Origin of the sequence: Paenibacillus sp. FSL H7-689, assembly GCF_000517905.1 — a bacterium.
Classification (GTDB): domain Bacteria; phylum Bacillota; class Bacilli; order Paenibacillales; family Paenibacillaceae; genus Paenibacillus; species Paenibacillus amylolyticus.
The window spans coordinates 13681-34280 of the sequence record NZ_ASPU01000009.1; the positions used below are offsets into that span (position 1 = coordinate 13681).

The 20600-nt window shown below is 48.3% G+C and carries 19 protein-coding genes and 1 riboswitch; of the genes, 8 read left to right on the forward strand and 11 right to left on the reverse strand.

Features of this window, described 5'->3' with window-relative positions; translation table 11 throughout:
* Positions 1-354: 354 nt before the first annotated feature.
* Complete coding sequence (locus C170_RS05805) at positions 355-1509, forward strand: S8 family peptidase (protein WP_036607270.1); 1155 nt, start codon at positions 355-357, stop codon at positions 1507-1509.
* Positions 1510-1796: 287 nt separating this feature from the next.
* On the opposite strand, the gene argS is transcribed toward C170_RS05805, so the two are convergent.
* From argS to C170_RS05825, 5 genes are all read right to left on the reverse strand, one after another.
* The gene (argS, locus tag C170_RS05810) at positions 1797-3476 is read right to left on the reverse strand and encodes an arginine--tRNA ligase (protein ID WP_036607272.1); all 1680 of its coding nucleotides are present in this window, start codon (positions 3474-3476) and stop codon (positions 1797-1799) included.
* A complete protein-coding gene (locus tag C170_RS05815) occupies positions 3473-3898 on the reverse strand; it encodes a DUF1934 domain-containing protein (protein WP_017691299.1) in 426 nt (141 codons plus the stop codon). Before C170_RS05815 ends, argS begins: the two co-directional genes overlap by 4 nt.
* A gap of 265 nt (positions 3899-4163) precedes the next feature.
* The gene (locus tag C170_RS30380) at positions 4164-4430 is read right to left on the reverse strand and encodes a DUF6171 family protein (RefSeq protein ID WP_036667692.1); all 267 of its coding nucleotides are present in this window, start codon (positions 4428-4430) and stop codon (positions 4164-4166) included.
* Between the two features lie 3 nt (positions 4431-4433).
* Entirely contained in the window at positions 4434-5915 is a 1482-nt protein-coding gene (locus tag C170_RS05820; protein ID WP_036607274.1) for an alpha-N-arabinofuranosidase, read from the reverse strand.
* Positions 5916-6133: 218 nt separating this feature from the next.
* Positions 6134-7321: a WD40/YVTN/BNR-like repeat-containing protein gene (locus C170_RS05825; protein ID WP_036607276.1), complete on the reverse strand. Its 1188-nt coding sequence runs from the start codon at positions 7319-7321 to the stop codon at positions 6134-6136.
* Positions 7322-7950: 629 nt separating this feature from the next.
* Here C170_RS05825 and C170_RS31480 point away from each other — a divergent pair.
* Positions 7951-8082 carry a hypothetical protein gene (locus C170_RS31480; protein ID WP_017691304.1) on the forward strand — a complete coding sequence of 44 codons (132 nt, stop codon included), beginning with the start codon at positions 7951-7953 and terminating at the stop codon, positions 8080-8082.
* Positions 8083-8390: 308 nt separating this feature from the next.
* Here C170_RS31480 and speB read toward each other — a convergent pair whose 3' ends face one another.
* Together speB and speE are read right to left on the reverse strand one after the other, a co-directional pair.
* Positions 8391-9260, reverse strand: a complete 870-nt coding sequence (gene speB / locus C170_RS05835; protein WP_036607280.1) for an agmatinase — start codon at positions 9258-9260, stop codon at positions 8391-8393.
* A gap of 15 nt (positions 9261-9275) precedes the next feature.
* Positions 9276-10103 carry a polyamine aminopropyltransferase gene (gene speE / locus C170_RS05840; RefSeq protein ID WP_017691306.1) on the reverse strand — a complete coding sequence of 276 codons (828 nt, stop codon included), beginning with the start codon at positions 10101-10103 and terminating at the stop codon, positions 9276-9278.
* Between the two features lie 404 nt (positions 10104-10507).
* On the opposite strand from speE, the gene C170_RS05845 reads away from it, so the two are divergent.
* Complete coding sequence (locus C170_RS05845; RefSeq protein ID WP_036607282.1) at positions 10508-12586, forward strand: transglycosylase domain-containing protein; 2079 nt, start codon at positions 10508-10510, stop codon at positions 12584-12586.
* Positions 12587-12783: 197 nt separating this feature from the next.
* Here C170_RS05845 and C170_RS05850 read toward each other — a convergent pair whose 3' ends face one another.
* A complete protein-coding gene (locus C170_RS05850) occupies positions 12784-13287 on the reverse strand; it encodes a YwhD family protein (protein ID WP_017691308.1) in 504 nt (167 codons plus the stop codon).
* Between the two features lie 101 nt (positions 13288-13388).
* On the opposite strand from C170_RS05850, the gene C170_RS05855 reads away from it, so the two are divergent.
* The 5 genes from C170_RS05855 to C170_RS05875 all read left to right on the forward strand — a co-directional run bounded on the left by C170_RS05855 (position 13389) and on the right by C170_RS05875 (position 18456).
* Positions 13389-15380 (forward strand): M1 family metallopeptidase, encoded by a 1992-nt coding sequence (locus C170_RS05855; RefSeq protein ID WP_036607284.1) that lies wholly within the window; start codon positions 13389-13391, stop codon positions 15378-15380.
* Between the two features lie 10 nt (positions 15381-15390).
* Entirely contained in the window at positions 15391-16242 is an 852-nt protein-coding gene (locus C170_RS05860; RefSeq protein ID WP_036607309.1) for a hypothetical protein, read from the forward strand.
* Positions 16243-16487: 245 nt separating this feature from the next.
* A riboswitch (cyclic di-AMP (ydaO/yuaA leader) is annotated at positions 16488-16625 on the forward strand.
* Between the two features lie 3 nt (positions 16626-16628).
* Positions 16629-17099 carry a C40 family peptidase gene (locus tag C170_RS05865; RefSeq protein ID WP_036607285.1) on the forward strand — a complete coding sequence of 157 codons (471 nt, stop codon included), beginning with the start codon at positions 16629-16631 and terminating at the stop codon, positions 17097-17099.
* Positions 17100-17454: 355 nt separating this feature from the next.
* Positions 17455-17949 (forward strand): GNAT family N-acetyltransferase, encoded by a 495-nt coding sequence (locus C170_RS05870; RefSeq protein WP_036607287.1) that lies wholly within the window; start codon positions 17455-17457, stop codon positions 17947-17949.
* A gap of 150 nt (positions 17950-18099) precedes the next feature.
* A complete protein-coding gene (locus C170_RS05875; protein ID WP_036607288.1) occupies positions 18100-18456 on the forward strand; it encodes a c-type cytochrome in 357 nt (118 codons plus the stop codon).
* 74 nt (positions 18457-18530) lie between these two features.
* Here C170_RS05875 and rbsK read toward each other — a convergent pair whose 3' ends face one another.
* From rbsK to C170_RS05895, 3 genes are all read right to left on the reverse strand, one after another.
* Complete coding sequence (gene rbsK, locus C170_RS05880; protein ID WP_036607312.1) at positions 18531-19514, reverse strand: ribokinase; 984 nt, start codon at positions 19512-19514, stop codon at positions 18531-18533.
* A gap of 44 nt (positions 19515-19558) precedes the next feature.
* Complete coding sequence (locus C170_RS05885) at positions 19559-19855, reverse strand: 4a-hydroxytetrahydrobiopterin dehydratase (protein WP_017691315.1); 297 nt, start codon at positions 19853-19855, stop codon at positions 19559-19561.
* A gap of 250 nt (positions 19856-20105) precedes the next feature.
* Positions 20106-20399 (reverse strand): hypothetical protein, encoded by a 294-nt coding sequence (locus C170_RS05895; protein ID WP_036607290.1) that lies wholly within the window; start codon positions 20397-20399, stop codon positions 20106-20108.
* Positions 20400-20600: the final 201 nt, after the last annotated feature.

Genomic DNA, 20600 nt, shown 5'->3' on the forward strand with positions numbered 1-20600 from the left:
AAAGCAAGTTTTTATGTACGGATGTGACGCAAATGCGGAGAGCAGCAACAATATGTCCACATATTAAACGTGAAGTGACATCAAACCCACAGGAATATCCTCTTTGCCAAAGAGACAACTCCATAATAAAAAAGACGGAGTCCCCTCCGCCTTCTGACTGTATACCCTTGGAGGATTACTCCTCACCAGGTTCCCCGCAAGAGCCCTCTAGCTCTCCATCCATCATATGTCCCTGCGCCCGTTTTGACACGAAGAGAATGTGTTTTTGTAAAAAAAGGGCAAGTTCCCCATGCGGCGGGATGAGCGCATTCATAGAATACCTCAGCATGTTCATCCCGAAGGGGGCTGCCCATTATGGACTATACTGGTTTATTGCATCAATTGATTGACGGAATGCGACGCCCTGAACCAGAACAGGGAGGGCGATATTTGATCCGATTTGCCAAACCGCAGCAGTACGAGGCCTGTCTCGTAGAATTGTCCCGAATGCGGAATGAATTCACCGACCTTGGGGCTGTCCGTTCCTCGCGACTGGCTCGTTCCATTATCGCTCCAGTCCAACGCCCGGAGGACCTATACCGCTATGGGGATGAAATTACGATTGAAGAAGACGTTCCCATCTCCCTTCATGCCACTGCACTCCACAGCAAACCAAGCAATGCTCAAGGCATACCCTGGGGAGTGAAGCAGATTCGGGCGCCCAAAGTATGGTCTGTGTCTACCGGACACCGGATTAAAATCGGTGTGATTGATACAGGTGCTGATTATCATCATCCTGATCTTCGTTATTCACTGGCACGCGGAATCAATCTGTTAAACCGCAGCCTGCTTCCTCATGATGATAACGGACACGGCACCCACATTGCAGGCACTATCGCTGCTGCCAACAGTACCGCAGGCATGATTGGTGTAGCTCCACGTTCCCTGATCTATCCGGTGAAAGCATTTGACCACAACGGATCGGCTTATGTATCCGACATTGTACTTGGCATCGACTGGTGTGTACGCAACAAGGTCGATATCATCAATATGAGCTTTGGCATGAAAACACGCAGCAAGGCGCTTCTTGACGTTGTCAACCGTGCGTACCATGCCGGAATCGTTATTGTTGCTTCGTCAGGAAATGACGGCAAACGCCGCAGTATTGATTACCCTGCACGGTATCCCCAGACCATATCTGTTGGGGCAACCGACAAAAACAGACGTATTGCGTCCTTCAGCAATCGTGGCGCATATGTGGATGTCTATGCACCCGGTGATAAAATTGTCTCCTCCTGGGTACAAGGAAAGCATCACGAGATGAGCGGCACATCCATGGCGACGTCCCATGTGAGTGGCGCTATCGCCTTGCTACTCTCCAAACATCCGGGGTTATCCCCTAGTGAAATCAAGACACTCGTCAAACGTGCTACGATCCCTTTGCGCGCCCGCAAGACTACCACCGCAAAGAGCAAGGTGCGCGGTGGTGAGATTGATGCCCTGAAGCTAATGCAGGAGGGCGGGGAGTGAGCCAGCTCTGTCAGCCGTCAGCAGAACTTGATTGAGGCTCGTGGCGAAACGCAGTAGCCCGGCCCAGGTAGTACGCAGAGGGAGTATTACGTAGCGGCTGAGACCCTAGGTTACGTCCACTGTGATGTCAGAGCAGGCTAGTGTGCCTTGGATGGACCAGGCATTTCGTTTCTTCAGCTAGGGCACACAACAAAAAAAGTCTCCATGTACCACGTTGAAGGCACTCAACGTGGACATGGAGACTTTTTGCCTTAGGCAGAGCGGCGGATAGGCCGCGATCCTGGAATTTACATTTTGTCAGGAGCGGTTACGCCTACCAGACGAAGTGCTGTTGCGATAACGGTACGTACAGCACCGATCAGTGCCAGACGTGCTTGAGTTTGCTGCGCGTCTTCCGTAATGACACGTTCTGCACGGTAGTAGCTGTGGAACAGGGATGCCAGCTCGTATACATAACGGATGATACGATGAGGCGCATATCCTGTTGCTGCTGCCGAGATTTCCTCAGGCAGCTCTCCCATTTTGCGGAGAAGGTCATACTCGTGCTCTGTTGTCAGCTTGGACAGGTCAATCTGTGCCAGTGGCAGCAGTTCAATACCTTGTTCTTCAGCCTGACGGTATACGCTGCATACACGTGCATGCGCGTATTGTACGTAGAATACCGGATTCTCATTGGATGTCGAAATCGCAAGGTCCATGTCAAAGTCCAGATGGGAGTCCATGCTGCGCATTGTGAAGAAGTAACGGATCGCATCAATGCCGACTTCATCCATCAGGTCTTCCATCGTTACAGCTTTACCTGTACGCTTGGACATCTTCACTTTTTCACCGTTCTGGAACAAGCTCACCATCTGTGCAATCAAGACCACCAGTTTCTCAGGGTCATTACCCAGTGCTTGCATCGCGGCTTTCATCCGTGGAATATATCCATGGTGATCGGCACCCCAGATGTTGATCATCGTGTCGTATCCACGAGCATATTTGTCACGGTGATAAGCAATATCTGGCGTCAGGTAAGTATACGTGCCATCGTTCTTAATCAATACACGTTCTTTGTCGTCACCGTACTGCATCGTTTTTAACCAAGTTGCTCCATCTTGCTCATAGATCTCATTGCGGTCACGCAATTCATCAAGCACTCGCAGCACTTCTCCGTTGTCGTACAGGGAAGTTTCGCTGAACCAGATGTCAAAGTTAACACGGAAGCGATTCAAGTCACGTTTGATCTTGTCCAGTTCCTTCTCCAGACCAAAGTCACGGAAATAAGCCGCACGGTCACCCGGATGCATGGACAGCAATTCGTCACCCTTTTCAGCAACAAGTTGCTTGGCGAATCCTTTAATATCTTCACCGTGATAACCGTCTTCAGGCATCTCAGCATCCTGACCCAGCTCTTGCAGATAACGAGCTTCAATGGAACGAGCCAGATTAAACACCTGATTACCTGCATCATTAATGTAGTATTCACGGGTTACATCATATCCTGCGTAGTCAAGGATGTTACATAGCGCATCACCTACAGCTGCTCCACGGGCATGGCCCAGATGCAGGCTGCCTGTCGGGTTGGCACTGACAAACTCCATCTCGACTTTGCGTCCTTCTCCGATGTTAATTCTTCCGTAATCTTCACCCTGCTCCTGCACAAGCGCAAGTACTGGATAAAGGTAACTCTTGTCCAATTTGAAGTTAATGAATCCTGGGCCCGCAATCTCAGCCTTCTCGATTCCGGCTTCAGCCAGATTCAGATTAGCAATGATCTCTTCAGCAATCTGACGCGGATTACGCTTGGCAATCTTGGTCAGCTGCATGGCAGCATTGGTCGCCAAGTCCCCGTGTGTTTTCTCACGTGGCACTTCCAATGTGATGGCTGGCAATTCGTCCTGCGTAACAATTCCGGCCGTCACAATGGCGTTGCCGATGGCCGTACTTACCCGTTCGTTAATCGTATCTAGTGGATTACGTGTCATGAAATTGGTTCCTCCTGTATATGCAAACTAATCGCGAAATGTCCAGATTCTTCATCAAAGCGGTAAAAGTCGTAGCTCCACGCTGCGCGTGCGCTCAATCCCTGAATGGAAAGTTCCAGCTTCTGTGTATGCGTGGACAGGGCAAACGACATGTATGGTGATCGGTAGAAACCAGGAAGCTTCCGATTCAACTCAAAAGTCTGCTCCGATTCTACCTCACCATGACGTATAATCTTGATGGATTGTCCGCCCAGCTTCAATGTTGTACGGGTTGTACCTCCCTCAGGTCCAACCTGCGGTTCTTCATAACGAACATAAAGAACAGACCCTTTTAACACGGCTTCACCCTGCATTTCCTGCAGCACATCTTCACCTTCATAACGGCTGTGCAGCCGGATGTGTACCGGTCGCATGTTCGACATGAATGTTAACCTCCATTATATTCGAGGCGACGCAAAATCAGGCACGGCTGGTGAGAACAGCCCTTCCCGTATTGTTGTGTCGCTATACGCGCTCATATTCCCGGATAGCTCGCTATCCTACACTCTACTGTATAACTATATCCAGTTCCCTCGCTCAATTCAAATCCAAATTCAGAGTTTTTTCCTCATCAAGCCAAAAAAGAAGAGCCGCACCTGTAAAGTGCAACTCCCTTTTGCTTCATTATAATAAGATTCGTTCCTCCGATCAGGCCCATTGCGATTCATAAGGAAAAGGACATGTCGACTCACTCAGCTTCGCTCGCACCTGTACGAGACAACCACAATGCCGACAAGTTGTGCCATATTGCAATCCCGGACAAGCAGAGCAGATGGATAGCCGACGTTCATATTCCTCATCCTGTACCGTCGGACGCGAACGTGAGGCAATCTCCACAAGTCTGGCCATTTTGGCATCGCTAATCTTCACATCGTACTGATCATTACAGCCTTTGCAAGGTTCCTGCCTTTTCATGCATTAACCCTCGACAGCGAGCACCCCAACCGATGCTGGTGGAAGGACAAAACGCAGTGTGTTATTCTCCAGTGTGATTCCATCCCACGCCACAGGCTGAACATGATTCGGCTGTTCAAAGGTATTAAATGCACCAAAATCAGTATGGTGCAGAATCTGCCCGTTTACTTTAGCCGCTTGAGCTGCGTCCAGCTGACACACAACTTCCAACTCATCCGTGTGACTCAGATTACAAGCTGTCACATGAATGACCCCATCCTTGTTGCGGGAAGCTGATAAGCTGAGCTGCGGAATGGTCTCTTCTCCGAATGTGTATCCTGGGCTTTCATAATTCAAATCCAGTCGCTGTGCATCCATATGGACCTGATACATATCAAATACATGGTACGTAGGGGTCAGGAGCATTTTGTCCCCTTCCGTGAGCACAAGCGATTGAAGCACATTGACGATCTGCGCAAGATTTGCCATGTGTACCCGTTTATTATGTTGGTTGAAAATATTCAGGTTAACACCTGCAAGCACAGCGTCCCGCATCGTATTCTGTTGATACAGGAACCCTGGATTGGTTCCCGGCTCAACGTTATACCACGTGCCCCATTCATCCACAATAATGCCGACTCTGCCCTCTGGATCATATTTGTCCATAATCTCGGAGTGCTTCACCAGTAATTCATCCATATGGAGCGTCTTTTTCAAGGTAGTGAACCATTCAGCCTCACCAAATCCTGTAGCTGCGCCTTTATCATTCCACTCTCCTGTAGGGATGGTGTAATAATGAAGACTGATTCCATCCATAAAGCGAGCAGCCTCCCGCATCAGGACTTCCATCCATTCATAGTTACCTTCGTTCGGTCCGCAAGCGATTTTATAAATCTCGTTCCCGGAATAGTTACGTACATATGTAGCATACCGACGATATTCATCCGCATAATATTCAGGACGCATATTGCCGCCGCATCCCCAGTTCTCATTTCCCACGCCAAAATACTTCATTTTCCACGGTTCTTCCCTACCATTACTCTTACGCCAGTTCGCCATCGGGGATTCGCCGTCAAATGTGATGTACTCCACCCATTCCTGCATCTCCTGCACTGTACCGCTACCCAGATTGCCACTGATGTATGGCTCCGTGCCGAGTAGCTCACATAATCTCAAGAATTCATGTGTACCAAAGTGATTGTTCTCTTCCACACCGCCCCAGTGTGTATTGATCATACGAGCACGCTCACTCTTCGGACCTACACCATCTTTCCAGTGATATTCATCGGCAAAACAACCGCCTGGCCAGCGAAGTACTGGAATATTAAGCTTCTGCAAGGCCGTCAATACATCATTTCGAATCCCATCCGTATTCGGAATAGGTGAATCTTCTCCTACCCACAGCCCCTCATAAATACAACGTCCCAAGTGTTCGGAAAAATGACCATATATATTGCGATTTATTAATCCTTGATCCGAATCCGCCTTTAAAATAACATCAACCATGATTTCAACCCCCATAAATTATATTGTTATCGCTTACAATAACTCGTTTTAGAGTAGGTTTCAACCGTTTTTATTTCTACACAAACAAGCCTCTTCCTGTGTAATTGATTAGGAAGAGGCTTGTTTGTTATAGAAATTCATACAGAGACTTACCAAATTGATTTTTATACATTTCTAATTTGGATTTGCCCGTTTATTATTTCAGAATAACAGGCTACTTAATCCTGCTCTGAAGGCAACAACATTTTTTGTGTCCACGTCGTCCCACCATCTATAGTCTGATAGATTGCAGGAGAGTTATCACTTGTGACTACGAGCCAACCCGTCTTGGCCGATGGGAACGAGATACGGGAACTGTATCCCGGATCTTTCAGGTCAATATTTTTCCACGTGGAACCTGTATCATAAGAACGTCCAATACCCACTTTGCCAGCTGCGGGTGAACCTGCAGACAGATAAGCCGTCTGATTACCAATCAACGCCATGTTGCCGGGATGACCACCCGGGTTGGCTGGTCCATTTCCTTTGCCCGTACTGTTTGTACCCGGTGCAGGACCTCCCCCTGCTGTGGATTGCGCAAATACTTGGGTCCAGTTCTTGCCTTGATTACCGCTCGCATAGAGGGAGTACGATTGTTGGGACATGCCTGCATCACCATACAGAAGGGCCCATACTTGTTGGCCATGTGCATACAGATCCGCTCCGCTCCATGTGTCTGAGACAACTCGAAGAGAGGTTGTCCAGTTCTTGCCGCCATCACTCGTTTGCTTCAGATGATATCCCGATCCAGGTACAACCACGACGGCATACCCTTGTTTCTCTGTTGCAAAGGCAGCTGCACGCGTGTTGGCAGGTGTATTCATTTTATTCCAGGTTACCCCGCCATCCTTCGTCTGATATGCACCATTATAGGTGTAACCATAACCTACATCTTTATTGCGAAAATCAATTCGTTTGAATTGAATGCCCGGCGTATCGAGCCGCGTCCAGTGCGATCCCCCGTCATGGGTACGGATCAGATAGGTTGCAGGTGAATCCTTCACTCGCGCCAGCGCATATCCGTTCACATTATTCGGAAAATCAAGCTGAGTGAATTGCCACTGCCCGGTATATATGGACTGCCACGTACATCCTGCATTCGAGGTACCGATCAGGAAGCCTTCACCCCCAGCTCGTCCAGTCGTATCATTAAGAAAATCAATGTCAGTAAATTGCAGGTGTTGCTCTTCCACACCGCTGCCCTTTTTTAATGTAGCAGATAGTCCATGATCTCCCTTTCCACATGCCTGTGAGGATGCAGCGTTAGCACCTGATAGCGTATGTACCGGACCCATCCCCCAAGCCAGCGTTAACGATAATGCGAGTGCACCAATCCGTTTCCATGTCATTGTACTCTTGGTTGTCATCGTAACACCTCCTTCTATGGTTTTACCCAAATTTGATGGTTCTAACGTAACAATCTGATTAACCCTGATGACAATTTCGCAAGAAAAAAACCACCTTTACCCATGATTGGTATCATGCAGGCAAGGGTGGTTGATTACTAAACGTTGTGTACTCTAAGTTAAATGGGAAATGTCCTGATACCAAGGATAACAAAACTGATACTTAATAAAAGACATAAACTAAAATATATTTTGTTGTATTTATATTCCCGAATACTATATGCAGCAAAAAGCATAGCCAGATCAGCCACCATCAACGTAAAGTTGAGAAATATCGTCACTGCTAATACAAAATTGATGACAAACACTATAAAAACTGCAGTCAGCCACTTGGGATACATACTCAATTGAGTCCGAATCACACGCATTCACATCCACCTTTCCCTTCCTCTATTTCCATATTATACACAAATATTAAGATAGAGTCATACCAAGGCACGATATCTGTGTAAGAGGAGAGTCCATACTAACACATGAAATAAATGGTAGAGGCAAGGGAACATACGTGCTATAATTAATGTTATGGACTTTTGAATATCGGTGGATGTTTTCCAGACCACGGCGCAGCTTCCCGAAAGGGGGTGACGTCGTTGGTCAAACTTGTGGCGTTGCTTGATGTAATCCGATGGATTGCTGCGATCCTCAGTATTGTACTGAGTGGGCGAAAGCTTTACCGTTGGTTGCGCAAAAAGTTTCGTAGCAAGCGAAAACCCACCTCATAAGGTCGGAAGCCTGACGGTGGGTTTTGCTTGAATAGCATTATTTAGTTCATGGGCGCCGTGGCAATCCACAGCCTTTCGGGTCCTAAGAGTCTTTACCGTTGGCAGCGGTAAAGGCTCTTTTTAGTATATGACCGAACCCGATCACCATATACTTCACGAATGTAATATATCAATTAATATACTACTGAATACTTATGTAGTCAGTATAGCACAGCTCTGTACAAAAGTTAACAATACAAAACGCCCTCCCCTGCGCAAAGTTGAACCCGCGCAGACAGAGAGCGTTATACTTATCGATTATTCTGTGATTATTTCACGAATCCAAGCAGCATTTCACGGATCAGCTTCGCAGCTACAATCTGTGTCTGTTGTGTTGGATCATAGATTGGTGCAACTTCAACCAAGTCACAACCAACTACATTTACATCAGATCCTGCGATCATATGAATGGCTTCCAGCAGTTCCTTGGACGTAATGCCGCCCGCTTCTGCTGTACCTGTTCCTGGCGCTGCTGACGGATCAAGCACATCGATGTCGATGGTCACATACACCGGACGGTTGCCCATCTTCGGAAGAGCTTCCTTCATCGGAGCTGCCACTTCAAATGGATAGAAGTTGATGTTCTCGCGACCGTACTGGAACTCCTCACGGGAACCGGAACGGATACCGAACTGATAGATGTTTTTGCCACCCATCAACTCAGCTGCTTTACGTACTGGTGTGGAGTGGGACAATGGCTCGCCTTCATAGTTTTCACGAAGGTCAGCGTGTGCATCAATATGAATCAGGATAAGATCCGGGTATTTCTTGTACATCTGTTGGATGACTGGCCAAGTAACCAGATGCTCGCCACCGAGACCAACTGGGAATTTGTCGTCAGCGAGCAGACTGCCGATGTATTCATGAATTACCTCAAGACTGCGTCCAGCGTTACCAAAAGGCAAGAGCAGGTCTCCAGCGTCAAAGTATGTCATGTCTACAATGCTTTTGTCGAGATATGGGCTGTACTCTTCAAGTCCAACCGATGCTTGACGGATATGAGATGGGCCGAAACGGGAACCCGGACGGAAGCTGACGGTGTAGTCCATCGGCATGCCATAGATAACCGCTTTGGAGTTCTCATAATCCTCAGAGCTGCAAATAAATACGTTTCCTGAATAAGCTTGATCCAGTTTCATTAATGATTTCCCCTTTTATTTCGTTAAATCTTCCACGAATTTAGGAAGTACAAATGCTGCTTTGTGCAGACGCGGAGAGTAATACTTGGTATCCATCTCCGGGATTTGAGTCTCATCCACTTCGAGCGGGTCATGTTTCTTGCTACCCATGGTGAATGTCCACAAACCACTTGGATAGGTTGGAATATTACAGCCGTACACATGTACGATCGGGAAGATTTCTTTGACGTCTTTGTTCACCTTCTGGATCAGATCCGCCTTGAACCAAGGGTTGTCCGTTTGGGCAACGAAGATTCCGTCTTCTTTGAGTGCTTCGTAGATGCCTTGGTAGAACCCACGCTCAAACAATGGCGCAGCCGGGCCTACAGGCTCCGTGGAGTCTACGATGATCACATCGTATTCATTTTTATGTTCAATAATATGCATGTAGCCGTCGTTTACGAGCACTTCAACATTAGGCTCGTCCAACTTGCCGGCGATTTCAGGCAAATATTTTTTGGAGTATTCAATAACTTTACCGTCAATTTCGACGAGAACTGCTTTTTCTACAGCAGCATGCTTGATGACTTCACGAATGACTCCGCCATCGCCGCCACCGACAACCAGAACTTTTTTCGGATTTGGGTGTGTGTTCAGCGCAGGATGTGCCGCCATTTCGTGATATACGAATTCGTCTTTTACGGTAGTCATCACCATGCCATCAAGAAGCAACATGTTACCGAATTCTTCGGTCTCTACCATGGCCAAATCTTGAAAATCCGTTTTCTCTGTAACATAGGTCTGCTTAATCTTCGCGGTGATCCCGAATACCGGGGTCTGTTTCTCCGTAAACCACAATTCCATAATCTCTACCTTCTTTCCGTAAAGTTAATGATCAGCCATACCCGATCAAGTGCTGTGCACTATATTCGGTTCGCCCAAGCACGTCCAGCGTTCGGCGCCATATCGCGTTATCATTGCTGGCCTGCGGGAAAGGTCCGCGGTTCACTTCATTATATAGATTAAATTGACCAGAGCGTGCAGAGCGTCTGACTAATCAATGACCATTCGTCTGTTCGTCCTTACGCGCTTTAGTATCTTGTGCCGAATCTTACCTTTTCATTACCCTTTTGCATTATACGCGATTGACGTTTATACTGCAAAACGGTTTTTAAGGCGAAAACGCTACATTTTGTTTGCTTAGGCACCCGATTGAATATCCCTGCCAATCAAGCCCCATACTGGAAGAAAAGAGAGGAGCCCGTTCCATGACCAAGCCAAATCAAAAGACCCGCAAACGCGGGTTCCGTGTACGTAAATTGTTTAAAAACCTGTCTCTGCTCGCCGTGCTCGCCATACTTGCTACCGCTGCAGGATTGGTCTATCTATACGCAACCAGCCTGCCCCTAGCAGACTCTGATCGGAATTCCAGATTACTGGACAGTCAGGGTGAAGTCATCGCTACCTTCTCCGCAGGTGGCAAAGACTCTGTACCCGTTCAACTGGAGGATATCGCTCCAGATTTGGTCAATGCCACTCTGGCTGTAGAGGACCGCAAATTCTATAATCACTACGGGTTCGACGTGCAAGGGATGGGACGGGCTGTGCTCGTTAACCTCGAACATATGCAGATGTCGCAAGGTGCGAGTACATTGACTCAACAGCTGGCGCGTAACCTATATCTATCTCATGAGAAAACATGGACTCGCAAAGCCAAGGAAGCCATGTACACGGCACAATTGGAGATGAAATACAGCAAGGATGAAATTTTGCAGATGTATCTGAACGAAATCTATTATGGGCATGGAGCGTACGGAATCGAAGCGGCTTCGCGGATGTATTTTGGCAAATCAGCCAAACAGCTGGATCTCGCAGAGAGTGCCATGCTAGCAGGAATCCCGAAAGGACCTACCTACTATTCACCCTATAACCATATGAAGAATGCTAAAGACCGACAGAAGATTGTGCTGAATGCCATGGCTGATATCGGCAAGATCACCCAGGCCGAAGCGGATAAGGCCTATGAGAAAATGCTTTCGTTCAAACCGGAGAGCGAGCGTAAAACGGTGGAAAGTGCCCCGTATTTCCGTGACTATATCCGGAATCTGGCCATCAAAGAGCTGGGAATCAGTGAAGCGATGCTGGATCATGGGGGATTGAACATCTACACCACCCTGGATCTGCGTGTACAAAAAGCAGCGGAAGACGCCATAGCGAAGGGTATGGATGCCAAAAGTGAGCTGGAAACGGCTCTGGTGTCCATCGACCCTCGGACGGGTTACATCAAAGCCATGGTAGGCGGCAAGAATTACCGCACCAATCAGATTAACCATGTATTGGCGACTACGCGCCAACCGGGTTCGGCGTTTAAACCGATTATGTATCTGGCAGCCCTTGAGTCCAAGCAGCTTACCAGTGCATCCATATTTAACAGTGAACCTACCCTTTTTCACTATGACAATGACCGCAAAACCTATAAACCCGGCAACTTTGGAGACAAGTATCTGGGTGAGATTGATCTAAGACAGGCGATCGCCGCTTCAGACAATATCTATGCGGTGAACACCATTATGCAGATCGGTCCTGAGCAGGTTGTGAGTATGGCAAAAAATCTCGGCATTACAAGTAACCTGAGCGCCGTACCTTCTCTTGCACTGGGAACGTCACCTGTCAGCCCGCTGGAGATGGCGTCGGCCTTTTCCGTCATTGCTGCTGGTGGACAACGGACGCCACCTGTAGCCATTCTGCAAGTGACGGATGCCGCAGGACGTGTGCTCTATGAATCGCCTCAGACGAAGGCTGAGACCGTTGTGGAACCTGCGGCAGCTTATGTACTGACTCGTTTAATGGAAAGTGTCTTCGAAAATGGAGGAACGGGCAACCGGGTGTCTAAGGCGATCAAACGTCCGGTAGCGGGAAAAACGGGAACAACCAACACGGATGCCTGGCTGGTTGGGTTCACACCCGAGCTCTCCACCGCGGTATGGGTTGGGTACGACCAAGGCAAAGCCATCTCGACTTCGGATGGCCGCCGGGCAGCGCCGATCTTTGCCCAGTTCACAGAGCAGGCACTTGCGAGCGTACCACCCAAAATCTTCACCGTGCCTGATCATGTCGTAAGTGTCTATATTGATCCGGAATCCGGCAAGCTGGCAGGCAACGGTTGTGAAGAGAAACGATTGGAAGTTTTTATTGATGGTACCGAACCGACAGAGGTATGCCATGGCACGACGGATGATTCGGATTCTGGAGAAGATGAGAAGACCCGTCAGGTACAGAATCAACAAGGCATACAGGAAGAGAAACATTCCTGGTGGGGAGATTTCAAACGTTGGTGGGTAGAATGACGTAAATGCGCAATGACTTAGTTGCGTCACCTATAACCCCTGGTTATATTGAACAATTGGTAATTCACTTCGGATGAAAACTCATAATTATTCAGATCGATGAATACGATTAGGCACAAGCAAAAGACCCCCAACCTAACTTTCCGGTTAAGGGGCCTTTTGCTTTTTTTCTTTTAGACTGTGTTGAAAGATCTACCTTAGGCGAGTGCTTCCTTCAATACATCTGGAGAAGCATTCCACCAGTCTTCGTTGTGTGAGATCAGCAGTGTCTTAAGTGCAGCTCGAGCTTCAGGTCCAAGCTCATCCAGCATGAAGCGACGCTTCAAGGCATAATCCATGCGATTCACATGTTCCGCCAGCAGTTTCCATCCACGTCTTGCTTCTGTATCAATCCACATCTCACATGCCGTTGCTCCACCATACAGTTGGCCTTCCTCCGTGCGATCGACAGCTACCCACACCAGCCATACCTGGCGTCCGTTGGGCACATCTTCACGATTGGTAGAGAACTTGATATTGCGTTCCACTTTGCTCTTCGCATGCATCGCACCGATATCGATTTTGGCTTCGCCATTATCAATAATGACCGGGGAAAGGTTATTCAGCTCAATGGAGCCTGCACCGAAGCCTTTATGCTTGCTTTTTGCACTAACGATATTCAAGGCAATCTGTTTTTTGCCGTTTTGCTCGTTTTGGTCCATGTTTATAACCTCCAAGGGTTGATACAAATATTTTAACTAATAATTGCCCCATTGCAAACATATACATGCTGTAGATGCTTGTCAACGGGAGGTATTTAACGATGATTCCACGACGCGCCAAGAGCTGGCTCACTGCATCCCTGGCCCTGTGTGTACTTGCCGGAGGGATATGGATCACTCTGGGTTATAATCGCTCAACTCATTCCGAATTGCCAGTACTCGCCCCCGAATCGGGCAAGCCTAAGGCAATAGCCCCAACGCCAGCACCTCCAGAAAGTGTACAGACCCCTACTGCCGAAGTGTACAGCAACCGTGTTGTGGAATATCACATGGATGTGAAGCTGGTCGAAGGGAATGTACTGGAAGGGACTCAGACGATTACCTGGACACATCCAGGTAAAAAAACCGTCAGCGAGCTTTACTTTCATATGTATCCCAACGCCTTCTCTTCTGCTGACACCACCTTTATGAAAGAATCCGGTGGAAAGCTTCGGGGTGATGTCATGCCTACCAATGGCTACGGCTCCATGAACATTACCGAAATGAAAACGGAGGACGGGCTCTCTCTGCTGCACCGGATGCAGTATGTTCAACCGGATGACGGAAATATCAAGGACACCACCCTCATTAAAGTACGCTTGCCCAAACCCGTCAAAGGCGGGGAAAGCATCACGCTCCACACTCGATTTGAAGTGAATCTGCCGAAGATTTTTGCCCGGATGGGAACTGCTGATCATTTTGTCATGGCAGGTCAATGGTTTCCCAAAATCAGTGCCTATGAACCTGTGGGCAGACGTGGACGAGCAACGGAAGGCTGGAATCTGCACCAGTACCATGGCAATTCAGAGTTTTACGCCGACTTCGGTATATATAGTGTACGTATTCGGGTGCCTGAAACATACAAAGTTGCTGCTACCGGATTTCCGACGCAGCAAGCCGTGGTGAAGAATGGAGAAAAGGTCTATCAATTCTATGCCGATGATGTGCATGACTTCGCCTGGGCAGCCTCACCCGATTTTGTGTACGCCGAGGAACCCTTCTCTGCACCCAATGTGCCTGGTGTACGAATCAAGTTATATCTGGACCCTGCTCATCAGGATCTGAAAGAACGTTATTTCTACGCCGCGAAGGCCGCTCTAGCCAATTATAGCAAATGGTTTGGCCCATATCCTTATGCTACCTTATCCATCGTAGTTCCACCCAAAGCGGGGAATGGCGCTGGAGGTATGGAATACCCTACGCTAGTTACAGCCTTTGGAGCCGATGACACCACGCCAGGTTATGACCTGGAACGAACCGTAGTCCACGAGATCGGACACCAGTACTTCTACGGCATGGTTGCCAGCAACGAATTCGAGGAAGCCTGGCTGGATGAGGGATTCACCTCTTATGCAGAAGACAAACTGATGGAGCAGGAATACGGATTGATTCCGAATCTGCCGGTACAATCGGGACTGATTACTTCTCCGTCATCCTTAACACAAGAATCCTGGAAGTTCGATTCACAGAATGAGTATGCAGCCAATGTCTATACACGTGGCAAGCTTGTATTGCTTGGTATCGAACATCAAGTCGGTGCCAAAAAGATGGAACGAATTCTCTCTACCTATGTGAAGAAGTACCGCTTCAAACATCCCACTTCGGCTGATTTTCAAAACGTTGTGGAACAAGTGACCCGCACTTCCTGGTCTGATTATTTTGATCAATACGTCTATAGTAACGGGATGGCTGACTTTGCTGTAGAGAAGATTCGTGTTACGCCCGTACAGAAAGACGGTCAAACATTGTACGAGTCATCCGTGACGATCGCAAAAAAAGGGAGTGATTACAACGCCGTTCCTATTCGCATTGCTTTTGAAGACGGGCATATCCTCACCAAGCAATGGAATGGCAAAGAAGATCGCATCACTTACAAATTAACTCACACATCCCCCGTATCCTGGGCCATGACCGATCCCCTGTACTCGATCGTGCTGGAGAACCGCCATATGAACAATTTCCTGAAATCCGGACTGGATGAGCAGACGAAGTCCCGCTGGAGCATGAGTGTAACCAAACTAATAGAAGCCATATTCGGAGGTCTGTCATGGTGAGGTGGAAACGGTGAAAGCGAAAATACGTGAAGGCTGGTTTCTCGTCCGTCAGCATATGTTCATTGCCGCACTCTTATTTCTTTATCAACTCATTTGGGGATATTTCTTCTATCGAATGGTACAATCGGCCGTCATCCCACTGCTCCTTCGCTATCCAGATGCTGATGCCGGTGAGCTGAGTACACTTTTGTTCAAAATGGAAAGTCAACTTAACCTGTCTACCCATCCGGAGGTTCATCGTTATCTATGGATTCTCGGGGGCATGCTGCTGGTTCGCATGTTGATCAGCCCCCTCATTCAGGCAGGACTGCTCTACTCACTTCAGCACTTTAATTCTACAGAAGAGCGCATTCCCTTTGTCCGCGGAATCAAAAATCTGTGGAAACCGATGCTGCTGCTCCACACCATACGTACATTATTGATACTTCTGCCCGCCTACTGGCTCATACCGAAGCTCTACTCGATTCTCATGGACGGATTTCATTCCCTTCAATTACTTTTACCTGGCATACCTTATGTTGCTGCCTGGATTGTATATGGTTGGATCATCCACCATGTCATACTCTATATGCAGTTCGGTGTTTCGGCACCAGAAGGAGAAGGCGGGGCTCACGGTACCCTCAAAGCACTCTGGATTGCACTGCGTCATCTCATCGCTGTAATCGGCATTGCATTACTGCTGGGCGGAGTACACCTGCTCGTCTTTGGGGCATTCACTACAGCCTCATGGTTATTAACTGGACTGACCGGACTTATACTACAACAGACGTATCCACTTGCCAGATGTCTATTGAGTCTGTGGAAAATATGCAGCCATTTCCGATTATGGCAGTCCAAAATATCCAAAGGCGAGAGCAGATAGTTTAAAAATTGTTACCATCACATGTTAAACTCATGGCCTAATATGTACTTATAAATAGGCAAACCTCAACCTTTCCCCGTCAAAGGTCGAGGTTTTTTTTGCTAAATTTGTTGCTAAACGTTGCCAAAGCCGTACTCCTCTGTTACAATAATCGCAGTGAGTTTTTAGTAACAACTTTGTAATCTTTACATTCATATTTGTAACTACTTAAAATTAAATCGTCATTTCTTGATTTCGCAGGTGCATAACTAGCATAGCCAAATTCCTGGCACCTGGGAAGCGGGGGAACCAGTTATGGGTGAATTGATCTTGCTACAGAGGGATCATAGGGGACCTTCAACCGAATCCTTAAGCTAACCTCGCAGGCATTGGAAGGGGAATATCTCTTGTTCAAGAAGAAATTAACCGCAGCTGTACTTAGCATCACATTCGCTTTATCGCTTGGTGCAGGTAGCGCATTCGCAGATTCAAAGATGGACACAGTAATTGATTCAGCAATGGGAACTACATACAAAAGTGGGGGAACAACGCTTAACGGCTTTGATTGCTCCGGATTTACCCGGTATGTATTCGACAAGTTGGGTATTGATTTGGCACGCCAATCCAGTTCCCAATTCGACATGGGCGATTCCGTATCCCGCATGGAGATGAGAGCTGGCGATCTGGTGTTCTTTAATACAACAGGTAAAGGCGTGTCCCATGTAGGAATCTTTGTAGGGGATGGAAAGTTCGCACACTCCTCTTCTTCCAAAGGCGTTACGATCAGTGCATTGAGTGAAAACTATTGGGCCAATCGTTATGTTGGCGCAAAACGGATTATGAGCACGGACGCATATGAATCACTGGCCCTTGACTAGGGACAAGCTGAGCAACATGATGCTGTAACCATTAACCATATTGGAACGAAGCAAGAAGCATAACAGAACCGCCCGGTACATTCTCCGCAGGAATGTATCCGGCGGTTTTTTTGTGCTTCAATCCTTATTCATGTTGCAAGTTATACTCGGGGCATATCCTGCGACATCAACAGGTTCATTTTGCGTTCGTTCGTCCGTGCCCTTATGATGTTTTTACCCATCCCGTTATAATATAAACGAAATTACCGGAACTTTTGTTTCATTTTTTTTCTTGGGAAGGAAGACTTGCTAAATGAACATCTCTTTTGTAGAGTGGACAAAGAGTTCTGTTTCAAGGAAAGGAGCATGCAGGTGTATGAAGGAAACCCCTGTGACGTTTCACGTTGTACCCATGCGAGAAGAACATGCGGAGCTTATCTGCAGTTGGCAGTATGATCCGCCTTACAATATCTACAGCTGGCTCCCCTGGGAGCAGATGAAAGCTCTGGAAGTGGAATTCGGAGATGCACAGCTGCGGCAGGAGCAATATGCGATCGTCCTGGATCAGAACGATCGTATATGTGGGTTTGCTCAATACTTCCCACTTCAAGGGGTAACCCGGATTGGCCTTGGCATGCATCCAGAGCTGTGTGGTCAGGGTCAAGGGACAGCTTTTGTCACTGCCATTGTACAAGAAGCTATTCGCCGAAATCCCACGAATGAGATTGATCTGGAAGTACTCACTTGGAATGCTCGTGCCATTCAAGTCTATCTGAAGAGTGGATTTGTCACCCAGGATACATACGAACGACAGACCCCCAGCGGCTTGAAGCCCTTTCACTGTATGGTTTATGAAGGGCCTCGCGGTTAGAATCCATTGCAAAACAACCAAATTTGCCCCTTGTTATGTGATTAGTTCAAAAAATTCCCACAAAATGCTATGATGTCAGTACAGGTTCCGTTATAATGATATGGATAGTTTCAGGTTAGATGATCTTTCATTCTGGAGGGGACATAAGGGATGCACAAATGGATCATGAGCGGAGTATTTTTTGCAGCATGCGCTTTAGCTATTGTTTTAATGTTTACGCTTCCAGGGAAAGAAGAAGTAGCTGAAGAAGCCAAGCCAACCATGCCGGAAGTAACATTGGATGCCGGACAAGCTGAAGCACTGGTCAAAGCCAATTGTATCTCCTGTCACGGGGATCAGCTTCAAGGTGGCGTAGGACCTGCTCTGGCCAACATCGGCAGCCAGGATGATCTGGAGAAGATCTATTCTACGATTGTCAAAGGTAAAGGTGGTATGCCTTCCTTCAAGGGCAAACTGCAGGACGAAGAGATTGCAAATATCGCCATGTGGCTGTCAGAGAAGAAATAATCTCTGCACACGCATAACAAAGAGGCGCTTAATCCCCTTTTCGGAGAATAAGAGCCTCTTTGTTATATCAATTATTAAGCCTCTGCGGCATGCTCAGCCAAAAAGGCCTCAACTTCACGTGCGGACGGCATCCCGGACTGGGCGCCGAGCTTTGTCACGGATAACGCGGCCGCACCCATGGCGAAGCCTACGGCCGCGTCCAAAGTCTCACCGCGCGCGAGGGCTACTGCCAGCGCGCCGTTGAAGCAATCGCCAGCGCCGGTCGTATCGACGGCGCTTACGGCGTAGCCGGGCGCACGGCACGCGCCGGCACGCCCTGCTTGTACGCGGCCACCAGGCGCCGCCGCGTAGACAGCCCCCTCGGGGCCGAGCGTCGTGACGACAGCGGCCCCGAGGGATGCGGCGAGCTCTGCGACCGCCGCATCCAGGTCTTCCGGCCGGAGATGATCCCGGCCGGTAAGCACGGCAAGCTCACTGCGGTTTGGCGTGACAACGTCGACGCACCGCAGGAGCTCCTGGGGCAGACCCGGCACCGCGGGAGCCGGGTTGAGCACCACCAGTGCGCTGCCTTCAGCCGCCAGTTGGGCGGCGCGGGTAACCGCTGGCAGCGGGATCTCCAGCTGTAGCAGCACCGCTGCGGCTGCAGTCAGGCTTTTAACCGTATCCGCCTCTTCCAGCATTTCAGGCGCCACTTGCCCATTCGCACCAGGAATAACAATAATCCGGTTGTCTCCCCGAGAAAGCCAGATGGAAGCCGTCCCTGTAACCGTGTCTTCCAATATGCGAACCCGCGAGGCATCTGCACCACTTTCCGTCAGACTGTGCAGCAGACGTTCGCCAAAACCGTCCGATCCCACCGCACCAATCATCGTAGTCTGTCCACCCAGACGCGCAGCAGCAACAGCCTGGTTCGCCCCTTTGCCACCAGCGAGATAATGCAGCTCCTCACCGCTCACCGTCTCTCCCTCTTCCGGAATCGTGTCTGTCTTCACTACAAGATCCATATTGAGACTGCCTACGACAGCAATAAGAGGTTGTTTCTGATTATAGTCTGACATGTATGGTTCACTCACTTCTGGCCGCGTGATAATAACCAACCTCGTTATTGCGACCTCATTTTGTCATAAGCTTCGTTATATTGCCCTGCTTCCTTGATATCTACAGATGTAATACCACCCGCATCCCATGATGTGAGACGCAGCGTAACCGTTGTATAATCAATCGTAATAAAAGGATGATGATTGAATGCTTCCGAGATCGCAGCGACCTCATCCACAAATGCAATCCCTTTCATGTAGTTGGAGAACACGAATTTACGTACAATCCACCGTCCCTCTTCCAGTTCCCAGCCTTCCAGCCTTCCCAGATGAGCTTCGACTTCCTCTTGCGAAAAAACCATGCGTTATCTTCCTCCCCATAGGGTGGTACATTACAGACATGCGTCCGTATAACCACCGACACCTTCGGCGCTATCAACAGCAACCTCAAAGGCCAGGCTCACCGCCATGCGGTTGGCCCATTTCACGACTAACATCTTACCACGGACAAGCTTCAAAATCCAATCAACTACATGGCATAGAACCAATAACCATAAGGCTTTGAGGGGAATTCCAATTCCATTTACACCCCTGAAAATGCATGTAAACACACTAAATTAAAGGTACAAATGTCAACTCTTCTTCCCCGATCAAAATATGAATGCGGTGCTGTTCCTTATCATGGATGACCACGCCACTTCCAACCGGAATAACGGACTCCTCGCCCAGCGCATAGAACAAATCCTCCGCCAATGCCTCATCCACTTCAAGTTGGTCAGATGCAGCCAGTCTCCCCCACTCTTCCGCGTCCATTTCAAAGAAAACATACCGATCCGGTATGCGTCCGATTGCCGTTGTCAGATCTGTCAAAATTCCTTCATAATCCCGTCCATGCTTTACGCCCATTGGCTTTTCACTCCTATTCGGCCCCTAAGGAGCGGATTTGATCTTATTATACCTGAAAATAGCCCTTAAAAAAAAAGGCCTTCTGGTCGATAAATACATATATGACCGTTTTAACTGTTTTAGCAACCGTAAGGAATGCCTAACATTGAACGGATTGCGGCCAAAAATTCGTCCGGAAGCCCGAACACAGCCGCTTGAAAG

Bases quoted from the DNA above. Each gene is read 5' to 3' on its own strand.
- C170_RS05845 (WP_036607282.1), top strand. From the start codon at position 10,508: ATGACCAAGCCAAATCAAAAGACCCGCAAACGCGGGTTCCGTGTACGT.
- C170_RS05825 (WP_036607276.1), bottom strand. From the start codon at position 7,321: ATGACAACCAAGAGTACAATGACATGGAAACGGATTGGTGCACTCGCA.
- speE (WP_017691306.1), bottom strand. From the start codon at position 10,103: ATGGAATTGTGGTTTACGGAGAAACAGACCCCGGTATTCGGGATCACC.
- C170_RS05850 (WP_017691308.1), bottom strand. From the start codon at position 13,287: ATGGACCAAAACGAGCAAAACGGCAAAAAACAGATTGCCTTGAATATC.
- speB (WP_036607280.1), bottom strand. From the start codon at position 9,260: ATGAAACTGGATCAAGCTTATTCAGGAAACGTATTTATTTGCAGCTCT.
- C170_RS05805 (WP_036607270.1), top strand. From the start codon at position 355: ATGGACTATACTGGTTTATTGCATCAATTGATTGACGGAATGCGACGC.
- rbsK (WP_036607312.1), bottom strand. From the start codon at position 19,514: ATGTCAGACTATAATCAGAAACAACCTCTTATTGCTGTCGTAGGCAGT.
- C170_RS05895 (WP_036607290.1), bottom strand. From the start codon at position 20,399: ATGGGCGTAAAGCATGGACGGGATTATGAAGGAATTTTGACAGATCTG.
- C170_RS30380 (WP_036667692.1), bottom strand. From the start codon at position 4,430: ATGAAAAGGCAGGAACCTTGCAAAGGCTGTAATGATCAGTACGATGTG.
- C170_RS05855 (WP_036607284.1), top strand. From the start codon at position 13,389: ATGATTCCACGACGCGCCAAGAGCTGGCTCACTGCATCCCTGGCCCTG.
- argS (WP_036607272.1), bottom strand. From the start codon at position 3,476: ATGACACGTAATCCACTAGATACGATTAACGAACGGGTAAGTACGGCC.
- C170_RS05820 (WP_036607274.1), bottom strand. From the start codon at position 5,915: ATGGTTGATGTTATTTTAAAGGCGGATTCGGATCAAGGATTAATAAAT.
- C170_RS05870 (WP_036607287.1), top strand. From the start codon at position 17,455: ATGAAGGAAACCCCTGTGACGTTTCACGTTGTACCCATGCGAGAAGAA.
- C170_RS05875 (WP_036607288.1), top strand. From the start codon at position 18,100: ATGCACAAATGGATCATGAGCGGAGTATTTTTTGCAGCATGCGCTTTA.
- C170_RS05885 (WP_017691315.1), bottom strand. From the start codon at position 19,855: ATGGTTTTTTCGCAAGAGGAAGTCGAAGCTCATCTGGGAAGGCTGGAA.
- C170_RS05815 (WP_017691299.1), bottom strand. From the start codon at position 3,898: ATGTCGAACATGCGACCGGTACACATCCGGCTGCACAGCCGTTATGAA.